This is a genomic window from Mesorhizobium sp. LCM 4577, from assembly GCF_001854795.2.
Classification (GTDB): domain Bacteria; phylum Pseudomonadota; class Alphaproteobacteria; order Rhizobiales; family Rhizobiaceae; genus Mesorhizobium; species Mesorhizobium plurifarium.
Window position 1 is genome coordinate 683,593 of the sequence record NZ_MDDU01000002.1, and the last position, 18,781, is coordinate 702,373.

The window sequence follows — 18,781 nt, forward strand, 5'->3', positions numbered from 1 at the left end:
AAAGACCCGGAGTGACCCATGACCGATTTTTACAACCTCGTCCCCTCCGCGCCGGAAGGCCGTTTCGACGGCATCGAGCGCCCCTATTCGCCAGAGGATGTGAAGCGGTTGCGGGGCTCCGTGCAAATTCGCCAGACGCTGGCCGAGATGGGCGCGAACCGGCTGTGGAAGCTCATCCACGAGGAGGATTTCGTCAATGCGCTGGGCGCGATGTCGGGCAACCAGGCCATGCAGCAGGTTCGGGCCGGGCTGAAGGCGATCTATCTCTCGGGCTGGCAGGTCGCCGCCGACGCCAACACCGCCTCGGCGATGTATCCGGACCAGTCGCTCTACCCGGCCAACGCGGCGCCGGAACTCGTCAAGCGCATCAACCGCACCTTGCAGCGCGCCGACCAGATCGAGACGTCCGAAGGCAACGGACTGTCGGTCGAGACCTGGTTCGCGCCGATCGTGGCTGACGCCGAAGCCGGCTTCGGCGGCCCGCTCAACGCCTTCGAGATCATGAAGGCCTTCATCGAGGCGGGCGCCGCCGGCGTCCACTACGAGGACCAGCTGGCGTCGGAGAAGAAGTGCGGGCATCTCGGCGGCAAGGTGCTGATCCCGACGGCGGCGCATATCCGCAACCTCAACGCGGCGCGCCTCGCGGCCGACGTGATGGGCACGCCGACGCTGGTCGTGGCGCGCACGGACGCCGAGGCGGCGAAGCTCTTGACCTCCGATATCGACGAGCGCGACCGGCCTTTTGTCGACTACGACGCCGGCCGCACGGTCGAGGGCTTCTACAATGTGCGTAACGGCATCGAGCCCTGCATCGCGCGCGCCGTCGCCTATGCGCCGCATGCCGACCTGATCTGGTGCGAGACCTCGAAGCCGGATCTGGCGCAGGCCAGGAAGTTCGCCGAAGGCGTGCACAAGCACCATCCGGGCAAGCTGCTCGCCTATAACTGCTCGCCGTCCTTCAACTGGAAGAAGAATCTCGACGACGCGACGATCGCGAAGTTCCAGAAGGAGCTCGGCGCGATGGGCTACAAGTTCCAGTTCATCACGCTGGCCGGCTTCCACCAGCTGAACTTCGGCATGTTCGAGCTGGCGCGCGGCTACAAGGACCGGCAGATGGCGGCCTATTCGGAGCTGCAGGAAGCCGAGTTCGCGGCGGAAGCCAACGGCTACACCGCGACCAAGCACCAGCGCGAGGTCGGCACCGGCTATTTCGACGCCGTGTCGATGGCGATCACCGGCGGCCAGTCTTCGACCACCGCCATGCACGAATCGACCGAGCACGCCCAGTTCAGGCCGGCGGCCGAGTAACGGATAACAACCAGAGGAAACGCCCGCAGGGCATTTGCATCGAGGAGAAGACCAATGGCATCGATAAGCCGCGTCAAGGAAAGGGCAGAAGAACAATCGAGCGCAATGAGCGTCGACCAGCAGGCGACGATCCGCATGCTCGCCAACGATCTGCACAGGCTCAACCAGTCGGTCATGAAGGCAGTCGAGGCCGGCGTCTCGGTGGAGCTGGTGCGTTCGGCCAGGCACCATGGCGGCGACGGCAACTGGGGAGACCTTTTGATCCCGGTGATCGTTACCCAGCAGAGTCACACCTGACGTAACGTCAACAGTTTCGGCGATGGTCTCCCGCGCGCTATACGTTCGGAAGACTATCGCATTTTTTCGGTTTGCCTTCACTGTCTGGGGGTACGACTTGCACTGAATCTCGGAAATTCTTGCTATATTTTCGAGCTCGACCGTTTCAGCTTGACACCGGCCGCGATCTCACCCAATTGTGCCTCAGGTTTCAACCCTGCATTGAACCAGAGTGCCTCCCGCCGATGTGTCCCGCTGACCGTGACGACCACTCCGAAAGACACCCGAAACCGGCAGCCCGGAAGGGGACGATCGCGGCTGACTTTTCCAAAGTGCTCGTCGTCGGAAAATCGTCGATCAACCGGGTCGTGGTGTCGAAAATCGTCGAGAAATCGGGACTGAAGCCGATTTCGGAACCGCCCGAGGCCGCAGAGAAGACGCTGGCCGGGCAACTGCCCGGCACCGTCATCCTGGATGGCGGCCCGGACAACAAGGATTGCGACCCGCTGATGTCGGCCATCGACGCGCTGCGGCGCGCCTCCGGCAAGCCGCTGCCCGCCGTGATCCTGCTTTCAACCAGGAATGGCACGCCGGAGAGCCTTGGCCTGTCGAGCGTGGTCGATGCCGTGGTCGCCAAGCCGATCACGCCCGAGAGGCTGCAACCCGTGGTCGATCGCCTGGTCGGGCGCGGCTAGGGAATTCGGGACAGGCCTCCCGGAGCGCCGAAGCGGCACTCCGGCGTTTGCTCTCGGGAGGCTGGGTCAGTCCAGCTCGCCGCGTTCCTTCATTCCCTGCGCGACTTGTCGGAAGAATTCGAGGACCGCCGGGTCGAACGACAGGGGCTCAGACCTGGCCTGCGCCTCGGCGACCGCTTTGCTATACGCGTTGCGTATAATCTCTTGCTCGGCCTGGGGGGTCGAACGCCTGATGTCGGCGGTACGGGATCGCATACGCCGAACGAACTCTTTGGCGGCTTCGGAATTAACGTCGCCTGCCTCTTTCAGCTGGCTTGCTTCCGCCATCATGGCCGTTAGCGCAGCCTTATGGGCGTCTGCGCTGTACTCTTTCTTTATCCCGTCAAAGGTGCGGCTTGCTTGACCAGTCAGGTCCTGTTCCGCGATCAAAGCTTCGAACCTCGCGGCGAATTTCTTATTGTCGGTGGATTGCTGCATGACAGTCTCCTTGGTGAGGCGTTCTAAGTCATCCAGAGAAAGGTCTCGACCCTCATCAAGTTGGCGTTGCGCCCTCTCTATGAGAGTGATCGCGCACCTGATCTTGTGTTCCTGGGATTCCAGCGTTTCGCGTTGCAGCCGCAGAATCTCCCGAAGCCGGGAATGATCCCCGACAAGCTTCTTGATCGATTTGAGCGAGAGGCCGAGATCGCGAAGCACGATGATCTGGTGCAAGCGGGCGATTTGAGCAGGTCCGTATAGGCGCCATCTCGATTCGGCGCGGTGAGGGACAACGAGCCCCTCCCGCTCATAGACCCTGAGCGCCTTGGTGGTGACCCCGACCCGCCGAGCTGTCTCGCCAGGACCGAACCATTGCTCCTTTTCGCCGCCCATAGCCGACCTTCCGTTCCGGACCCTCGCCTCTGTAAGGGCGGCCCCAGGGTCCGATGCAAGGGCTTGTCGGCCGGTTCGTTCGCGCCGACCGCTCACCACCCGAACCGATGTTCAGGGCGTCCGCTCACCCGACGCCGCGAAGGCATGCCGCTCACCCGCCGGGCACAACCCGGGAGCTCGGACGTATCAATCCGCCGTGGCGATGCGTTCGACCAACGCGGGCAGTTCGCTGAGATCGGCGATCTCGCGGAAACGTGGCGCCGCGACCGGCGCCTCGGCGTGCTCGGCCGCCCAGGTCAATTCATGCGGGACATAGATGCCCCAGCCGCCGGCATCGATGGCAGGCACGACATCCGACTTCAGCGAATTGCCGACCATCATGCTTTTTTGCGGTCCGTCGCCATGACGGCTGAAGATGCGGGCATAGGTGGCGGCGCTCTTGTCGCTGACGATCTCGACGGCATCGAAAAGCCCACCCAGCCCCGACTGCGCCAGCTTGCGCTCCTGGTCCATGAGATCACCCTTGGTGATCAGCACCAGGCGATAGCTGCCGGCAAGCTTCTCGATCGTCTCACGCGCATGCGGCAGCGGTTCGATCGGATGGCTGAGCATGTCGCGACCGGCAGCCAGGATTTCCGCAATGGTCGAGGCCGAAACGCGGCCTTCGGTAACCTCGATCGCCGTCTCGATCATCGACAGCGTGAAGCTCTTTATGCCGAAGCCGTAGAGGCCGAGGTTGCGCCTTGCGGCTGCAAGCAGGTTCGCCGAAACCACGCTCGCCTCGCCGTGCTCGGCAAGCATGGCGATGAAGCGCTGCTCGGTCATGCGGAAGAACTGCTCGTTCTGCCACAGCGTGTCGTCGGCATCGAAACCGATCGTGGTCAGATGAGAGGCGGGCATATGCAGACACCGTTCTTCATGGACGGCTGTGTAGCCGTTGTTGCAGCATGCCGCCAGCCTCAAGACGGATGCCCGCCTTGTCCCGCCTCCTCTTCCCTTCCCCCGCGGCGCCCGGCTATAGTCCGAAATCCGCAACACAATCTGGTGAATGATGCCGCCTGAGAAAAAGGAAGTCCGTCCGTCAAGCCGGGGGGGACGCGCCCGCACGCCTGCCTTCTTGAAGAACCAACGCGGTGTGAAGAACTGGAAGGAGGCCAGCGCCTGGCTGGAATGGCGCGGTATCGAGGACATAGAGTGCATCACGCCCGACCAGGCGGGCGTCGCCCGCGGCAAGATGATGCCGTCGAAGAAATTCACCTCCAACACCTCGCTGGCGCTGCCTTCGGCCGTGTTCATGACGACAATCTCCGGCGGCTATCCCGAGGATGGCAACGGCTTCCACTATCCCGAAGATGACGGCGACCTGAAGCTTCTGCCCGATCTTTCGACGCTGACCGTGGTGCCCTGGGAAGAAGACCCGACGGCGGCGGTCATCTGCGACCTCGTCCATCAGGACGGCCGCTCGGTCGAGTTCACGCCACGCAACGTCTTGAAGCGCGTGCTTGCGGCCTATGACGAGCGCGGCCTGAAGCCGGTGGTGGCGCCCGAGATCGAATTCTATCTGGTGCGCAAGAACCCCGATCCGGATTATCCGCTGACGCCGCCCGTCGGGCGTTCGGGCCGGCCGATCGGCGGCGGCGCCGGCTATTCGATCGCCGGCGTCAACGAATTCGACGAACTGATCGACGACATCTACCATTTCTCGGAACGGCAAGGCCTGGAGATCGACACGCTGATCCACGAGGAAGGCGCCGGCCAGCTCGAGATCAATCTGCGCCACGGCAACCCGATCGAGCTCGCCGACCAGGTCTTCATGTTCAAGCGCACCATCCGCGAGGCGGYGCTGAAGCACGAGATCTACGCCACCTTCATGGCCAAGCCGATCCAGGGCCAGCCGGGCTCGGCCATGCACATCCACCAGTCGGTGGTCGACAAGAAGACCGGCAAGAACATCTTCTCGGCGGAGGACGGCTCCGAGACCGACGCGTTCTTCCATTTCATCGGCGGCATGCAGAAGCACGTGCCGAACGCGCTGGTGATGTTCGCGCCCTACGTCAATTCCTACCGCCGGCTGACGCAGCAGGCGTCGGCCCCGGTCAACAACAAATGGGGCTATGACAACCGCACCACCGCCTTCCGCGTACCACGCTCGGATCCGGCGGCGCGACGCGTGGAAAACCGCATCCCGTCATCCGACGCCAACCCCTATCTGGCCCTGGCGGCGTCGCTGGCCTGCGGGCTGGTCGGCATGAACAACAAGATCAAGGCGGAACCACCGGTGCTGACGACCGCCAATGCGGACGAAATCGACCTGCCGCGCGGCCTGCTGGAGGCCGTCGGCCTGTTCGAGGACGACAAAGAGCTTGGTGCCATCCTCGGCAAATCCTTCGCCGCCACCTATACCGCGATCAAGCGCGCCGAGTTCGAAACTTTCATGGAAGTGATCAGCCCGTGGGAGCGGGAGTATCTCTTGTTGAATGTCTAGGGCACCGGTCATGCCCTATCAATCTCCCATTTCTCCGGGCCGCTCCTGGTACGAGGATACGGCTGGGCCTCGGCCTGAATACCCTTCCCTAGAAGGTGACCGCCGATGTGACGTCGTCATTGTAGGCGGTGGCTTCACCGGACTCTCAGCAGCAGCGCATCTCGCCAAAACCGGCGCGAATGTCGTGCTGATCGAAGCCTATCGCTTCGGCGACGGCGCGTCGGGGCGCAATGGCGGCCAGCTCGGCACCGGACAGCGCGCCTGGGCCGAGGAGTTGGAGGCCGAATACGGCCTCTCCCGCGCCAAGGCACTGTTCGACATGGCTGAAGAAGCCAAGGCGCATCTGCTCGATTTTGCCGCCGCCAACGCGATCGACATCGACTATATGCCGGGTCAGCTTTCGGTGGCGCACAAGAAGCGTTACGTCGACGACTACAAGCGCCATGCCGAGATCATGGCGAGCCGCTTCGGCTACCCGCATTTAAGCTTCATGGATGCGGCGGAAACGGCCGAGCGGTTGGGCTCGACGCGCTATTTCGGCGGCGCGCGCGACACCGGCACCGGGCATATCCAACCGCTGAAGCTGGTGATCGGCACGGCGAAAGTCGCGGCGGCGGCCGGCGCGCATCTCTTCGAGCAGACGCCGTCCACCGGCATCGTTTCCAATGGCGGCAAGGTGACGGTCACGACGCCTAGCGGCACGATCTCCGCCGACAAATGCCTGATCGCGGTCAATGCCTATGGCGGCAATCTGGAGCCGGTGAGCGCGGCGCATATCATGCCGATCGGCTCCTTCATCGGAGCGACCGTGCCGCTCGGCGCCGCCTCCAAGGTGCTGCCGGGCGGCGAGTCGGTCGACGATTCCCGCTTCGTGGTGCGCTATTTCCGCAAGTCGAAAGACGGACGGCTATTGTTCGGCGGCCGCGAGGTCTATGCCGTCAACGATCCCAAGGACATCCATATCCACATCCGCAGGCAGATCGCCGAGCTCTACCCGGCGCTGAAGGATATCGAAATCACGCATGGCTGGGGCGGCTATGTCGGCATCACGATGCCGAGAAAGCCGTTCGTGCGCGAGGTGATGCCGAAGGTGATCTCCATAGGCGGCTATTCCGGGCACGGCGTCATGCTTTCGAACTTCTTCGGCAAGCTCTATGCCGAGACCGTTGCCGGCAATCGCGACCGGCTGAAACTGATCGAGGATCTGAAAATCCCCGCTTTCCCGGGCGGCCGGCGATTTCGCGCGCCGCTCTTGTTTCTGGCCCTCAACTGGTTCGCGCTGCGCGACAGGATTTGAAGCTGTCGGCCCAGCCGAAGCCGTCGAATCGACGCTGGCGGCTCCCACACGGCAGGTTGTGAAAGCCTTAATGGACGCGCAGAATTTCGCAATTTGGCTCACTCGTGCCATAATCAGCAGTAAAAGATGCAATTATGGGCGAAAATCCGGGGATTTCGCGGGCCTTGTCCGCAATAATTTCGGGACCGATGCCGATCGAAGCCAATCGTTGCGGCAATGATCGAAAGAACGTCGGCCCGCTTGTTGGAGGTGGTTTGAGTGAACGGGCCCTTCAGTTTCGGCATGCCGGAACGGCAGCGCTTTACAATGCAGTTCGGCTATAGCGTACGGCCATCCTTCTGGCAGAGGGTGCAGTCGAACGCCCATCTGGTCATTGCGGCGATCGGCACTGCCGCGTTGCTCGGCGTGGCCGCGGTGGCTCTGTGGCTTTGTTTTCCGGGCAGTGACCGGCAAGTGGCTGCGGCAAACGCCGCGCAAACCGTTCCGACAATTCCGGTGAAGACCACGAAGATCGCTCCGGCGACAGCGGCGGTCACCGTGGCTGCAGCAGCGCCGCAAGCCGCGCGCAAGGCGGACGCGGTCACGCCCACGACGGCGGCTCGCGAAGCCAGCATTCCGGCGCTGGCGCCGAACAGTCCCCGCTGGACGGCTTCCGATGCCCAGACGCCGCCGGCCCCGACCGATGACCAACCGGCTCCATCCAAGCAGGCCGCCGCCACCAACCCCGCACAATCCACCGATACGGCCTTTGCCGAGGCCGATGCCGAGAACGACGCCTCGAACGCGCTTTCGCAGGTCGCGGGCGCCGCGAGCGAGACGTCGACGGCCGCGAAGAAGCCTGGCGACAAGATGGATGGCGCCCAAACCGCCGCCATTCCCGAAGCCAAGCCGCAGGTTCCCGATCCGCAACCGGCAGCGGCGGATGACTCGGCGCAGCCCAAGCCGAAGCCTCAAAAAGCCGGCGCGGCCGCAAACGGGCGCATCTTGAGGGCCGTGACCATGCGCTCGGGTCCGAAGAAAGGTGCCGCCGCAATCATCACGGTGCCGGCCAAGGCATCGGTACAGGTGATGAATTGCAAGCAATGGTGCGAGATCGTCTATAACGGCAAGCACGGCTGGGTCTACAAAAGCTACGTCAAGACCGGCGCCTGAAACCTAACCCGCCCAGCAGCCGTTCGTACCGACGTTTTCTGCGCTCGATCCTGCGGTTTGCGAGGAAGGACTTGTGTTCCTCGAACGGCACCTCGTATAAGCCGCACGTGTAACACCCTTCGTTCTTACCACATGCCGGGATCCAGCATTTGACGTCGTGGGTCCATGCCAGCGCAATCCTCTCCAGATGAAGATTGGCGGAGCTCTTGAGCAGGATCAGTTCGCCGGGGACCGCCGTCTGCTTGATGTGGTCCGAGGCATCCTTCGGAGTACGAAGCTCCAGGAAACGCCCGCTGTCGCGGTCCGCCTGGCTCGCGCGTGAGCGATGGGCATTGTCACCAGTGTAGATAACCTCGTCGGCGATATCGCGCGCGACGCCATAAGCAGTGCGATATTTCCGCGACGAACCGGCGTAGTCGGAAATCTGGCCGAGAACGATCCGCTTACGAACAGCCCGCGCTTTGGCCACCATCTCGAACGCGATGTTCAGCGAATGCCAAGGCGCTTTGGCGGCATCGATGATGAATTGCGGGCCGCCATCGATCGCCTCCACCTTGCAGCGATTTGCCAGCGGTTCGAAGGATGCCGTCTTGGCCACGACTTCCTCCGGCGGGACACCAAGTTCCAGCGCCGTGACAATGGCGGCAACCGCCGGCAGCCAGAAGTGCTCGCCGGGAAAAGGTGTTTGCACGTCGATCTCACCAGCATTCCAGCGCAACGAAAATGTGAGCCGGTCCGGGTAGGCGGCATGGACATCCGTTACACGATAGTCTGCAGTCTCTGACTGGCCGAAGGTCGCGACACGGCCCCTTACGTCTGAAGCCATACCGAGCACATGCGGGTCGTCGGCATTCAAGATTGCGAGCCCGCCCGGTGACAATGCCTCGACCAGGGCCTTTTTTTCCCGGGCGACAGCCTCCAGGCTTCGGAATTGAGCAAAATGCTCCAGCCTGACCATCGTTACGACGGCCAAGTCCGGCTTTAGCATCTCCGCCATCGGCCTGATCGAACCAGGCTCAAACGCGCCGGCTTCGAAGACGACGTAGTCGACCTCGCCCGCGCGCTTCATGCGCTTGTAGAGCGTGCGGACAAGTGCTTTGAGCGTGTTGGCCAGAACTTGCGTATGGACCGTGCCGTGACCGGCCAGGATATGCCCAAGCAAGCTGGTTGCCGTCGATTTGCCGGAACTGCCGGTTATGCCGATGAAGATAGCCTTGCTTTGGGCACGCGCACGTGTTGCCCGATAGCGCCGCAATCGCCAGCCCAGATCGTTGCGAATTTCACGCAGCCTGACCTTAACCACGCGCCAATTCCCCTGCCCCGGTCCGTTATCGTTTCGACGAACCATGAAGTCAAATTGGAGACTTGGCTTGACGGCGCCAGCCTATCCGTTCGCCGCATGAGCAGCCGCTACCTGGAAACGGCTCAGATGCAGCGGCCGCCATCGACCTCCAGCGCAACGCCGGTGATGAAGGCGGCTTCATCCGAAGCCAGCCACAGCGCCGCGTTGGCGATGTCGAGGGGTGTCGAGAGCCGGCCGAGCGGGATCGAGGCGCGGAACTTTTCGCGGATCTCGGGCGTGTCGGCGCCCATGAATCTTTCCAGCATGCCGGTCTCGCCGGCGACCGGGCAGAGGCAGTTGACGCGGATGTTCCTCGGCGCCAGTTCGACCGCCATCGACTTGGTGGCGGTGATCGCCCAGCCCTTGGAGGCGTTGTACCAGGTCAGGCCTGGCCTCGGCCGAAGCCCCGCCGTCGAGGCCGTGGTGAGGATGACACCACCGCCCTGCCGGTCCATGATCGGCACGACGGCGAGCGCGGCGTGGTAGATCGCCTTCATGTTGACCGCTGTGATCAGGTCGAAGGTCTCCTCGTCGACGGCGAGCATATCGCCGTTGCGATGGGTGAAGCCCGCATTGTTGACCATGATGTCGATGCGGCCGAAGGCGCTCTTGGCGGCATAGATCATCTCGTCGAATTCGGAGCGCAGGGACACATCGGTCTGGGTCCAGATCGCGTTGGGACCGATCTCCTCGGCCACCCGCTCGGCGCCCTTGGCGTTGAGGTCGGCGACAACCACGCGCGCGCCCTCTTCGGCGAAGCGCCTGGCCATGCCCTCCCCGAAGCCAGACGCAGCGCCGGTGATGATGGCGACCTTGTTTTCCAGACGCATGGTTTTCCCGCTCATTGGATTTCCGCAGTTCTTGATTTCCGACCGCCGCCCCGCAGCGATATTCTCCCTTAGCTTTCGTCACATTCGCGTTCTATGGTGCGGCCGCGAACGTTGCCGGAAGCCATGGCTTTACCGACAGGCCTGTCGGCGGCGCAAGTGTCGGGAAACAGGTGGACCGATGCAACAGCAAGCGATTGGTCCTGCCTGTGACACCATGGCACTGGAAAATTTAAATCGATTAGAATATACCAACCACGCTGCCGGTATCCGGCATCAAATCGGACTGACCATGACCAGCCAGATCATCCCTGTCGATCCCTTCGACTTCATCATCTTCGGCGGCACCGGCGACCTGTCGGAGCGCAAGCTCCTGCCCTCGCTCTATTATCGCCAGCGCGACCATCAGTTCTGCGAACCGACGCGCATCATCGGCACCTCGCGCGCCAAGATGACCGACGCCGAGTTCCAGGCTTTCGCCAGGCAGGCGATTTCGTCCCACGTCAAGCCGGCCGATATCGACCAGAAGGAACTGGAAACCTTCCTGGCCAGGCTTTCCTATGTCCCGGCTGACGCCACCAGCGGCGCGGGCTTCGACAAGCTGAAGAAGGCGATCGGCGACAGCGACCGCATCCGTGCCTTCTATCTCGCGGTGGCGCCGGCGCTGTTCGGCGATATCTCGCATCAGCTCAAGCAGAACAAGCTGATCACGCCGAACTCGCGCATTGTGCTGGAGAAGCCGATCGGCCGCGACCTGACCTCGGCGCGCGCGCTGAACGACGCGGTGGGCGACGATTTCCATGAAGGCCAGATCTTCCGCATCGACCATTATCTCGGCAAGGAAACCGTGCAGAACCTGATGGCGCTGCGCTTTGCCAACGCGCTCTATCAGCCGCTGTGGAACTCCGCCCATATCGACCATGTGCAGATCACGGTCGCCGAGACCGTCGGCCTCGAAGACCGCGTCACCTATTACGACAAGGCCGGCGCGCTGCGCGACATGGTGCAGAACCATATGCTGCAGCTGCTTTGCCTCGTCGCCATGGAGACGCCGTCGTCGATGGACGCCGACGCCGTGCGAGACGAGAAGCTGAAGGTGCTCAGGGCGTTGAAGCGCATCAACGGCAACGAAGCGCCCAAGCACACCGTGCGCGGTCAGTATCGCGCCGGCGCCTCGGCGGGCGGCCCGGTCAAGGGCTATGTCGAGGAGCTCGGCAAGGACAGCACCACCGAGACCTTCGTCGCCATAAGGGCCGAGATCGGCAACTGGCGCTGGGCCGGCGTTCCGTTCTACCTCAGGACCGGCAAAAGGCTGGCGAGCCGGGTTTCCGAGATCGTCATCGAGTTCAAGCCGATCCCCTTTTCGATCTTCGACGACAGTGCCGGGCCGATCTTCGCCAATCAGTTGGTGATCCGGCTGCAGCCCGACGAAGGCGTCAAGCAGTTCATCATGATCAAGGATCCGGGGCCGGGCGGCATGCGGCTGCGCCAGATTTCGCTCGACATGAGCTTCGCGCAGTCCTTCGACGGGCGCGCGCCCGACGCCTATGAGCGGCTGATCATGGATGTGGTGCGCGGCAACCAGACGCTGTTCATGCGCCGCGACGAAGTCGAGGCGGCCTGGAAATGGATCGACCCGATCCAGAATGCCTGGGAAAGCGCCAGGCAGGAGGCGCAGGGCTATACGGCCGGAACCTGGGGGCCGTCGGCCTCGATCGCTCTTATCGAACGTGACGGACGGACATGGCACGAGAGCAATTGAGCGAAGTCCGCTACGGCTGGAACGGCTTTGCCGACCGCCAGGACCTAGCGACGGCGCTTGCCGGTGAGATCGCCGACCGGTTGACCAGCGCCATCGCGAAACGCGGCACCGCGCTCCTCGCGGTGTCCGGCGGCAGCACGCCGGCGAAGCTGTTCGCCGCGCTGTCGACCACGCCGATCGCCTGGGACAAGGTTACCGTGACGCTGGTCGACGAGCGCTTCGTGCCGCCCTCCTCGCCGCGCTCGAATGCCGGGCTGGTGGCGGCGAACCTGCTGCAGAACAAGGCCGCGGCGGCGCGCTTCGTGCCGCTCTACCATGAGGCGGCAAGCATCGAGGACGCGGCCGCGGCGGACAGCGAAGCGCTCAAATCATTGCCCTGGCCGCTCGACGTGGTGATCCTCGGCATGGGCGGCGACGGCCATACGGCGTCGTTCTTCCCGGATGCCGGCAATCTCGAGGAATTGCTCGATCCGGTCTCGCAGCGGATCGTGCTGCCGGTGCATGCGGCGAGCGGCGGCGAGCCGCGGCTCACTCTGTCGATGGCGCGTATCATCGACGCCGGCTTCGTCGCGCTCCATATTGAAGGCGAGGACAAGCGCGCCGCGTTCAACGGCGCGACGGGTCCCGGCGCGAAGAAGCCCATCCGCAGAGTGCTCGAGGCGGCGCCGAGACCGATAGAGGTGTTCTGGGCACCCTGATTTCATATGAGGACAAGTCCGGTGGCAGAGGGAGGACGTCGCCGGGCTCGAAAGGACGGACCATGACAGCCAGACGCGATATCGAAGCCATCACGGAACGCATCCGCCACCGTTCGAAAGCCGGCCGCGAAGCCTATCTCGGCCGCATCGCGGAGGCTTCCAGCCGCACCGCCAACCGCGCGGTTTTGGGCTGCGGCAACCTCGCCCATGGCTTTGCAGTGTGCAGCCCGTCGGAAAAGATCGCGCTTGGCGGCGACCGCGTGCCGAATCTCGGCATCATCACCTCCTACAACGACATGCTGTCGGCACATCAGCCCTTCGAAACGTTCCCGGCGCTGATCAAGGAAGCCGCGCGTGAGGCCGGCGGCATCGCCCAGGTGGCGGGCGGCGTGCCGGCGATGTGCGACGGCGTCACGCAGGGCCAGCCCGGCATGGAGCTGTCGCTGTTCTCGCGTGACGTGATCGCCATGGCGGCGGCGATCGGCCTGTCGCACAACATGTTCGACGCGGCCGTCTTCCTCGGCGTGTGCGACAAGATCGTGCCCGGGCTGGTGATCGCGGCGCTCACCTTCGGGCATCTGCCGGCCGTCTTCATCCCCGCGGGGCCGATGACGACCGGGCTGGCGAATGACGAGAAGGCCAAGGTCCGGCAGCTTTATGCCGAAGGCAAGGTCGGCCGCGCCGAGCTTCTGGAGGCGGAGTCTAAGTCCTATCACGGGCCAGGCACCTGCACCTTCTACGGCACCGCCAATTCCAACCAGATGCTGATGGAGATCATGGGCCTGCATACGCCCGGCGCCTCCTTCGTCAATCCGGGCACGCCGCTGCGCGACGCGCTGACCAGGGAAGCGGCGAAGCGCGCATTGGCGATCACAGCGCTCGGCAATGCCTATACGCCGGTCGGGCGCATGATCGACGAGCGTTCGATCGTCAACGGCGTGGTCGGCCTGCACGCCACCGGCGGCTCGACCAACCACACGATCCACCTGATCGCCATGGCGGCGGCGGCCGGCATCGCGCTGACCTGGCAGGACATTTCCGACCTGTCGGAGGCCGTGCCGCTGCTCGCGCGCGTCTACCCGAACGGGCTTGCCGACGTGAACCATTTCCACGCCGCAGGCGGGCTCGGCTTCCTGATCCGCGAGCTGCTCGACGAAGGCCTGTTGCACGAGGACGTGCAGACTGTGTGGGGCGAAGGCCTGCGGCCTTACACGGTCGAGGCGAGGCTTGGCGACGACGGCGGCGTGGTGCGCGAAGCGGCACCTCTCAACAGCGGTGACGAGAAGGTGCTGGCGCCAGTCAAGAAAGCGTTCCAGCCAACAGGCGGCCTGAAAGTGCTTGGCGGCAATCTCGGCCACGCCGTCATCAAGACTTCCGCCGTGAAGCCCGAGCGGCGCGTCATCGAGGCGCCGGCAAAGGTGTTCGACAGCCAGCAGGCGCTGAACGACGCCTTCAAGGCCGGTCAGCTTACCGGCGATTTCATCGCCGTCATCCGGTTCCAGGGCCCGAAGGCCAACGGCATGCCGGAACTGCACAAGCTGACCACCGTGCTCGGCATCCTGCAGGATCGCGGCCAGCGCGTGGCGCTGGTGACCGATGGGCGCATGTCGGGCGCCTCCGGCAAGGTGCCGGCGGCGATCCATGTGACGCCGGAAGCGGTCGAGGATGGACCCATCGCCAGGATCCACGACGGCGACATCATTCGACTCGATGCCGATGCCGGCACGCTCGAAGTTCTGGTGCAGGGAACCGAGTTCGCGCTGCGCCGCACGGCCGACGCCGATCTCATCGGCAACGAGTTCGGCTTCGGCCGCGAGCTGTTCGCAGGCTTCCGCCAGCTGGTCGGCCGTGCCGATCATGGGGCGGCGGCGTTCGGAAGCGCCTGACCTAGATCCATGTGAAAAGCAACTTAGCGGCGTGAAGGTGCTTAAGTTCTAAGGCTGCGGGCTACAGCGATCTCATGAAGGAGCTAATTCCTCTGCGCAGTAATTTTGAAAGATTGCAGGCTTGTCGGGCAAGCTATCAACGTCCGTTTGGGGTTAGTCAGCGTAAACGCTGGCGATGAGCCGAAGGCTCCTGAACCTCGTCATTCCAGGGCGGAGCAAGGAGCGAAGCGACGCGCGCAGACCCTGGAATCCATGCCGTTACCTGGACCGAAGTGTGCAACGGTGCAGAATTGTGGACTGCCGCGGCGCTTCCGGGTCACGGCATGGATCCTCGGGTCTGCGCGCGTCGCTTCGCTCCTTGCTCCGCCCGTGGATGACGACCGCGATAGGCGTCTCGGCCAACCGCCAAGGCATGGGATCTGCCAACCGAGATGGCATTCCGCGAGCCATTGGCGGAATGCCGATAGCTGGAACGCAGGCAGGCTGCGCGCCTACTGCACGGTGAGCTCGTTGCGCTCGCCGGCCTTGACGGTGAAGGGCGTTTCCTTGTCGGCCTTGTCGGTGGTGAAGTTGGTCACCAGCACGTAGTCGCCCGCGGCAAGCGTCGTTTGCATCTTTTCGCCATAGGCGTAGGTCACCTGCTTGCGCTCGCCCTGGATGTTCTTCTTGGCCTCGAAGATCTTGAAGCCATCGGCGCCTGGCGCGTCGACCGCCACGACACCGGCATTCAGCGTCACGTTGACATCCGCCATCTGCCCGACCGTCACGCTGAAAGGCTGYTCAGCGGACACGGCCTGCACGTCGACGCCCATCACATAGTCGCCGGGCGGCAGGTCGAACTGGCTGTCGGGTCCGTAGGCATAAGTCACCTGGTCTCGGGTGCCATCGAGCTTCTTGGCGGCCTTGTATACTTTCCAGGACACGTCCGTGCCGGCCTTCTCCCCGCCTTGGGTGTAGAAGGCATTGGCCTTGGCCTTGCCGACGCCGACGATGATGTCCTTGTCGACAACCTGGCCGGCGACGAGTTGCATCGTCTCGCTCGCCTGGCCGGCTCCCAGGCTGACGGTGACCTTGGTCTCGCCGGTCGGGACGACGAACTTGACCTCACCGTAATTGGCGTCCGAGGTGCCTCCGGGATAGGCGATGCTGATCTGCGCCCCGCGGTCGATATCGGCGCCCGGCGCCGGTCGGGCATGGATGGATATCTCCGCGGCGTTCAGGTTGAGCGCCGGTTCCGTCGCCTTGTCGGCCGTCAGCCAGACCTTCTGCTCCGCCTTGGCCGCGCCGCTGGTGGCGACGACGATGTAGTTGCCGGCGTCAAGGTGGAATTTGACGGTGTTATAACCGTAATCGACGTGCTCGCCGCCGGTCCCCTTGGCGTCGTCCTTGAAGATTTCAAAATAGACGTCGGACTTCGGCGCCTCGCCACCATCCTTCAGCAGCGCCGTCGGGATGAGATTGTAGTCGACCTCCGCTGCCTTCGGCGCGGGAGCCGGTGCCGGTTCGGGAGCTGGCTGAGGTGCCGGCGCCGGAGCCGCGACGGTCTCGACCAGAGCTTCCTGCAGCGCCTTCTCGTCGGAGGCCTGAATGTATTTGCCGCCGGTGTTTTCGGCGAGGCAGGCGATCTGCTTGCCCTCGTCGGCGGTCAGGCCGAAGCCGACGACATCGGCGGTGAAATCGACGCCGCTTTCCTTCAGCTCCTTGCCGAGCGCGCAGGGATCGCCGCCGCAGGTCTCCAGGCCATCGGTGATCAGCACCACGGTTGCCTTGTCCTCGGTGTATTTGAGCGCCTCGGCGGCCTGCTTGACGGCGGCCGTGAGCGGCGTCTTGCCCAGGAATTTCATGCTGTCGGCCGCCGCCGAAATGGCGCTGGCGGAGCCGGCCTGCGGCGGCACGATCAGCTCGATGTCGTCGCAGCTGCCCTTGGTGCGATGGCCGTAGGCCATGAAGCCGATCTCGTCGTCGGCCGGAACCGACTGCAGCACCGTGCGCAGCGATTCACGCGCGATCTCCAGTTTCGGCTTGCCGTCGATCTGCGCCCACATCGAGCCCGACGCATCGAGAATGATGATGACCTTGTTGGCGGCAAAGCCAAACGTGGTCATCGACAAAAGGAGGACCGCCGCAGCGGCGCTCCGTATCAGTCCCGCCATGAAAATCTCCTGAGAGCAACCCTCGTCCGCGCTGCGAAAGCTATTTGAGGCGGGTCCTGGAAACAAGCCCGGCCGAGGGTGAAAGGCGGAGCGCTCTAATAAGTGGTGCGCCGCTCTTCCGATGGCGGGCGACCGAACTGCAGCCGATAGCTCTGCGCGAAATAGGAGTGCGAGGTGAAGCCGGTGGCGATGGCGACATCGAGGATCGGCATGTTGGTCTGGCGCAGCAATTCGCGCGCCCGCTCCAGCCTCAGCCGCATGTAATAGCGGCCGGGCGTCACGCTCAGATGGCGCAGGAACAGGCGCTCGACCTGGCGCACCGACAGGCCCGCCGATTTGGCGAGCTGCACCGCGGACAGCGGCTCGTCGAGATGGTCGGCCATCAATTCGACGATGCGCCTCAGCTTTTCCGACTTGCCGGTGAGGTCGCGCTCCGGTCCGACGCGCTGGCGGTCGCCGGCCGAGCGGATGCGCTCGTGCTGGAACTGGTTGGCGACGCCATTGGCGAGGTTGGAGCCGAAATCGCCGCGCACGATCTCCAGCATCAGGTCGATCGAGGTGGTGCCGCCGGCGCAGGTGTAGCGCTTGCGGTCGATCTCGAAGACATTGCCGGTGCAGTTGATGTCGGGGAAACGCTCCATGAAGCCGGCGCGGTTCTCCCAGTGGATGGTGCAGCGGTAGCCGTCGAGCTGCCCTGCCTCGGCGAGCAGATAAGAGCCGACCGACAGGGCGCCCAGCGCATTGCCGCGCCGGCCCCAACTGCGCAGCGCCGCCAGCACCTTGCTCTTGCCCGGGAATTCGGTGGTGAGCCCGACCGAGACGAACAGGATGTCGACCGGCGGCATGTCGGCGACCGAGTAGTCGATCTTCAGCGGCAGGCCGTTCGAGGCCATGACCGCGTCGCCATCGGCCGAAATCGTCGTCCAGCCATAGAAATCGCGGCCGAGCAGGCGGTTGGCCGAGCGGAAGCAGTCGATGGCCGCCGCCAGCGAGAACATCGAGAACTTGTCGACGAGCAGGAAGCCGAACTGACGGCCGCCCTGAACGGGATCGTTCGTGATCGGCCGTTCGATAGGAGCAGTGAGGTTCGGCAAGGATCTGCTTTCGATCAGAAGGACGGCCGCTTCAGCCCGGCCGCGAGGTAGGCGGAAGCTACAGTGTTCGCCATCAGCATGGCAATGGTCATCGGCCCGACGCCGCCGGGCACCGGCGTGATGGCGCCGGCGACCTTGGCCGCCTCGGCATAGGCGACGTCGCCGACAAGGCGGCTCTTGCCCTCGCCCTTCTCGGGCGCGGGGATGCGGTTGATCCCGACGTCGATCACGGTGGCGCCCGGCTTGACCCAGTCGCCCTTGACCATCTCCGGCCGGCCGACGGCGGCGACCAGGATGTCGGCGGTACGAGCCAGCGCCGGCAGGTCTTTGGTGCGGCTATGCGCGATGGTGACCGTGCAGTTGGCGGCGAGCAGCAGATTGGCCATCGGCTTGCCGACGATGTTGGAGCGGCCGACGACGACGGCGTTGAGGCCGGAAAGGTCCTTGCCGCGCACGCGCTCGATCAAAAGCATGGAGCCCGCCGGCGTGCAGGGCACGAAGGCCGTTTCGAGCTCGCCGGTGCCGAGCTTGCCGACATTGATGAAATGGAAGCCGTCGACATCCTTCTCCGGCGCGATCGTCTGGATCACCTTGCCGGCGTCGATATGGCCGGGGAGCGGCAATTGCACGAGGATGCCGTGGATCGACTTGTCGGCATTCAAGTCGCCGATGATCTTCAGCAATTGCTCCTCGGTGGTGTCGGCCGGCAGCGTATGCTGGAGCGAATGGAAGCCGCATTCCTTGGCGGTGCGCGATTTCGAGGCGACATAGACCTGGCTTGCCGGGTCTTCGCCGACGATCACCACCGCAAGGCCGGGCTTGGTGGCTCCCTTGGCCGACAGCTCCGACGTCAGCGCCTTGACCTTCGAAACCACATCCTCGGCGACACGCTTTCCGTCAATCACTTCGGTCATCACGAACTCTCCGTTTCGAGGC

At 63.9% G+C, this 18,781-nt stretch carries 16 protein-coding genes; 9 read left to right on the forward strand and 7 right to left on the reverse strand.

The window, feature by feature from the left end; all coding sequences use genetic code 11:
* Positions 1-18: 18 nt before the first annotated feature.
* The 3 genes from aceA (at position 19) to LCM4577_RS07820 (ending at position 2,279) form a co-directional block, all read left to right on the forward strand.
* Entirely contained in the window at positions 19-1,308 is a 1,290-nt protein-coding gene (gene aceA, locus LCM4577_RS07810) for an isocitrate lyase (RefSeq protein ID WP_041008818.1), read from the forward strand.
* A gap of 54 nt (positions 1,309-1,362) precedes the next feature.
* On the forward strand, positions 1,363-1,605 hold the full coding sequence (locus LCM4577_RS07815; protein WP_027168360.1) for a hypothetical protein: 243 nt from the start codon (positions 1,363-1,365) through the stop codon (positions 1,603-1,605).
* A gap of 224 nt (positions 1,606-1,829) precedes the next feature.
* Positions 1,830-2,279 carry a response regulator gene (locus LCM4577_RS07820; protein ID WP_040988168.1) on the forward strand — a complete coding sequence of 150 codons (450 nt, stop codon included), beginning with the start codon at positions 1,830-1,832 and terminating at the stop codon, positions 2,277-2,279.
* A gap of 66 nt (positions 2,280-2,345) precedes the next feature.
* Here LCM4577_RS07820 and LCM4577_RS07825 read toward each other — a convergent pair whose 3' ends face one another.
* Both LCM4577_RS07825 and LCM4577_RS07830 read right to left on the reverse strand, forming a co-directional pair.
* Positions 2,346-3,149, reverse strand: a complete 804-nt coding sequence (locus tag LCM4577_RS07825; RefSeq protein ID WP_071070549.1) for a MerR family transcriptional regulator — start codon at positions 3,147-3,149, stop codon at positions 2,346-2,348.
* Between the two features lie 186 nt (positions 3,150-3,335).
* Positions 3,336-4,049, reverse strand: coding sequence for an HAD family hydrolase (locus tag LCM4577_RS07830; RefSeq protein WP_071070551.1), 714 nt, complete (start codon positions 4,047-4,049; stop codon positions 3,336-3,338).
* A 148-nt stretch (positions 4,050-4,197) separates the two neighbouring features.
* On the opposite strand from LCM4577_RS07830, the gene LCM4577_RS07835 reads away from it, so the two are divergent.
* The 3 genes from LCM4577_RS07835 (at position 4,198) to LCM4577_RS07845 (ending at position 8,083) form a co-directional block, all read left to right on the forward strand.
* Positions 4,198-5,634 (forward strand): glutamine synthetase family protein, encoded by a 1,437-nt coding sequence (locus tag LCM4577_RS07835; RefSeq protein ID WP_371410031.1) that lies wholly within the window; start codon positions 4,198-4,200, stop codon positions 5,632-5,634.
* A 10-nt stretch (positions 5,635-5,644) separates the two neighbouring features.
* Positions 5,645-6,931: an FAD-binding oxidoreductase gene (locus LCM4577_RS07840; RefSeq protein WP_071070553.1), complete on the forward strand. Its 1,287-nt coding sequence runs from the start codon at positions 5,645-5,647 to the stop codon at positions 6,929-6,931.
* Between the two features lie 258 nt (positions 6,932-7,189).
* Positions 7,190-8,083 (forward strand): SH3 domain-containing protein, encoded by an 894-nt coding sequence (locus LCM4577_RS07845; protein ID WP_198540244.1) that lies wholly within the window; start codon positions 7,190-7,192, stop codon positions 8,081-8,083.
* Here LCM4577_RS07845 and LCM4577_RS07850 read toward each other — a convergent pair.
* Both LCM4577_RS07850 and LCM4577_RS07855 read right to left on the reverse strand, forming a co-directional pair.
* The gene (locus tag LCM4577_RS07850; RefSeq protein ID WP_244508243.1) at positions 8,067-9,386 is read right to left on the reverse strand and encodes a Mur ligase family protein; all 1,320 of its coding nucleotides are present in this window, start codon (positions 9,384-9,386) and stop codon (positions 8,067-8,069) included. The two genes, LCM4577_RS07845 and LCM4577_RS07850, sit on opposite strands and share 17 nt — an antisense overlap.
* A gap of 122 nt (positions 9,387-9,508) precedes the next feature.
* Entirely contained in the window at positions 9,509-10,255 is a 747-nt protein-coding gene (locus LCM4577_RS07855) for an SDR family oxidoreductase (protein ID WP_071033122.1), read from the reverse strand.
* Between the two features lie 289 nt (positions 10,256-10,544).
* On the opposite strand from LCM4577_RS07855, the gene zwf reads away from it, so the two are divergent.
* From zwf to edd, 3 genes are all read left to right on the forward strand, one after another.
* Entirely contained in the window at positions 10,545-12,014 is a 1,470-nt protein-coding gene (zwf, locus tag LCM4577_RS07860; protein WP_040988159.1) for a glucose-6-phosphate dehydrogenase, read from the forward strand.
* A complete protein-coding gene (pgl, locus tag LCM4577_RS07865) occupies positions 11,996-12,712 on the forward strand; it encodes a 6-phosphogluconolactonase (RefSeq protein WP_071070557.1) in 717 nt (238 codons plus the stop codon). The genes zwf and pgl overlap by 19 nt, the downstream gene beginning before the upstream one ends.
* 62 nt (positions 12,713-12,774) lie before the next feature.
* Entirely contained in the window at positions 12,775-14,598 is a 1,824-nt protein-coding gene (gene edd / locus LCM4577_RS07870) for a phosphogluconate dehydratase (RefSeq protein ID WP_071070559.1), read from the forward strand.
* A 491-nt stretch (positions 14,599-15,089) separates the two neighbouring features.
* Here the strand turns inward: edd and LCM4577_RS07875 are convergent, their stop codons facing one another.
* The 3 genes from LCM4577_RS07875 to folD all read right to left on the reverse strand — a co-directional run bounded on the left by LCM4577_RS07875 (position 15,090) and on the right by folD (position 18,759).
* Positions 15,090-16,751 (reverse strand): VWA domain-containing protein, encoded by a 1,662-nt coding sequence (locus tag LCM4577_RS07875; RefSeq protein ID WP_071070561.1) that lies wholly within the window; start codon positions 16,749-16,751, stop codon positions 15,090-15,092.
* 95 nt (positions 16,752-16,846) lie between these two features.
* Positions 16,847-17,845 (reverse strand): GlxA family transcriptional regulator, encoded by a 999-nt coding sequence (locus tag LCM4577_RS07880; protein WP_040988147.1) that lies wholly within the window; start codon positions 17,843-17,845, stop codon positions 16,847-16,849.
* A 14-nt stretch (positions 17,846-17,859) separates the two neighbouring features.
* Positions 17,860-18,759, reverse strand: coding sequence for a bifunctional methylenetetrahydrofolate dehydrogenase/methenyltetrahydrofolate cyclohydrolase FolD (gene folD / locus LCM4577_RS07885; protein WP_041008802.1), 900 nt, complete (start codon positions 18,757-18,759; stop codon positions 17,860-17,862).
* Positions 18,760-18,781 lie beyond the last annotated feature (22 nt).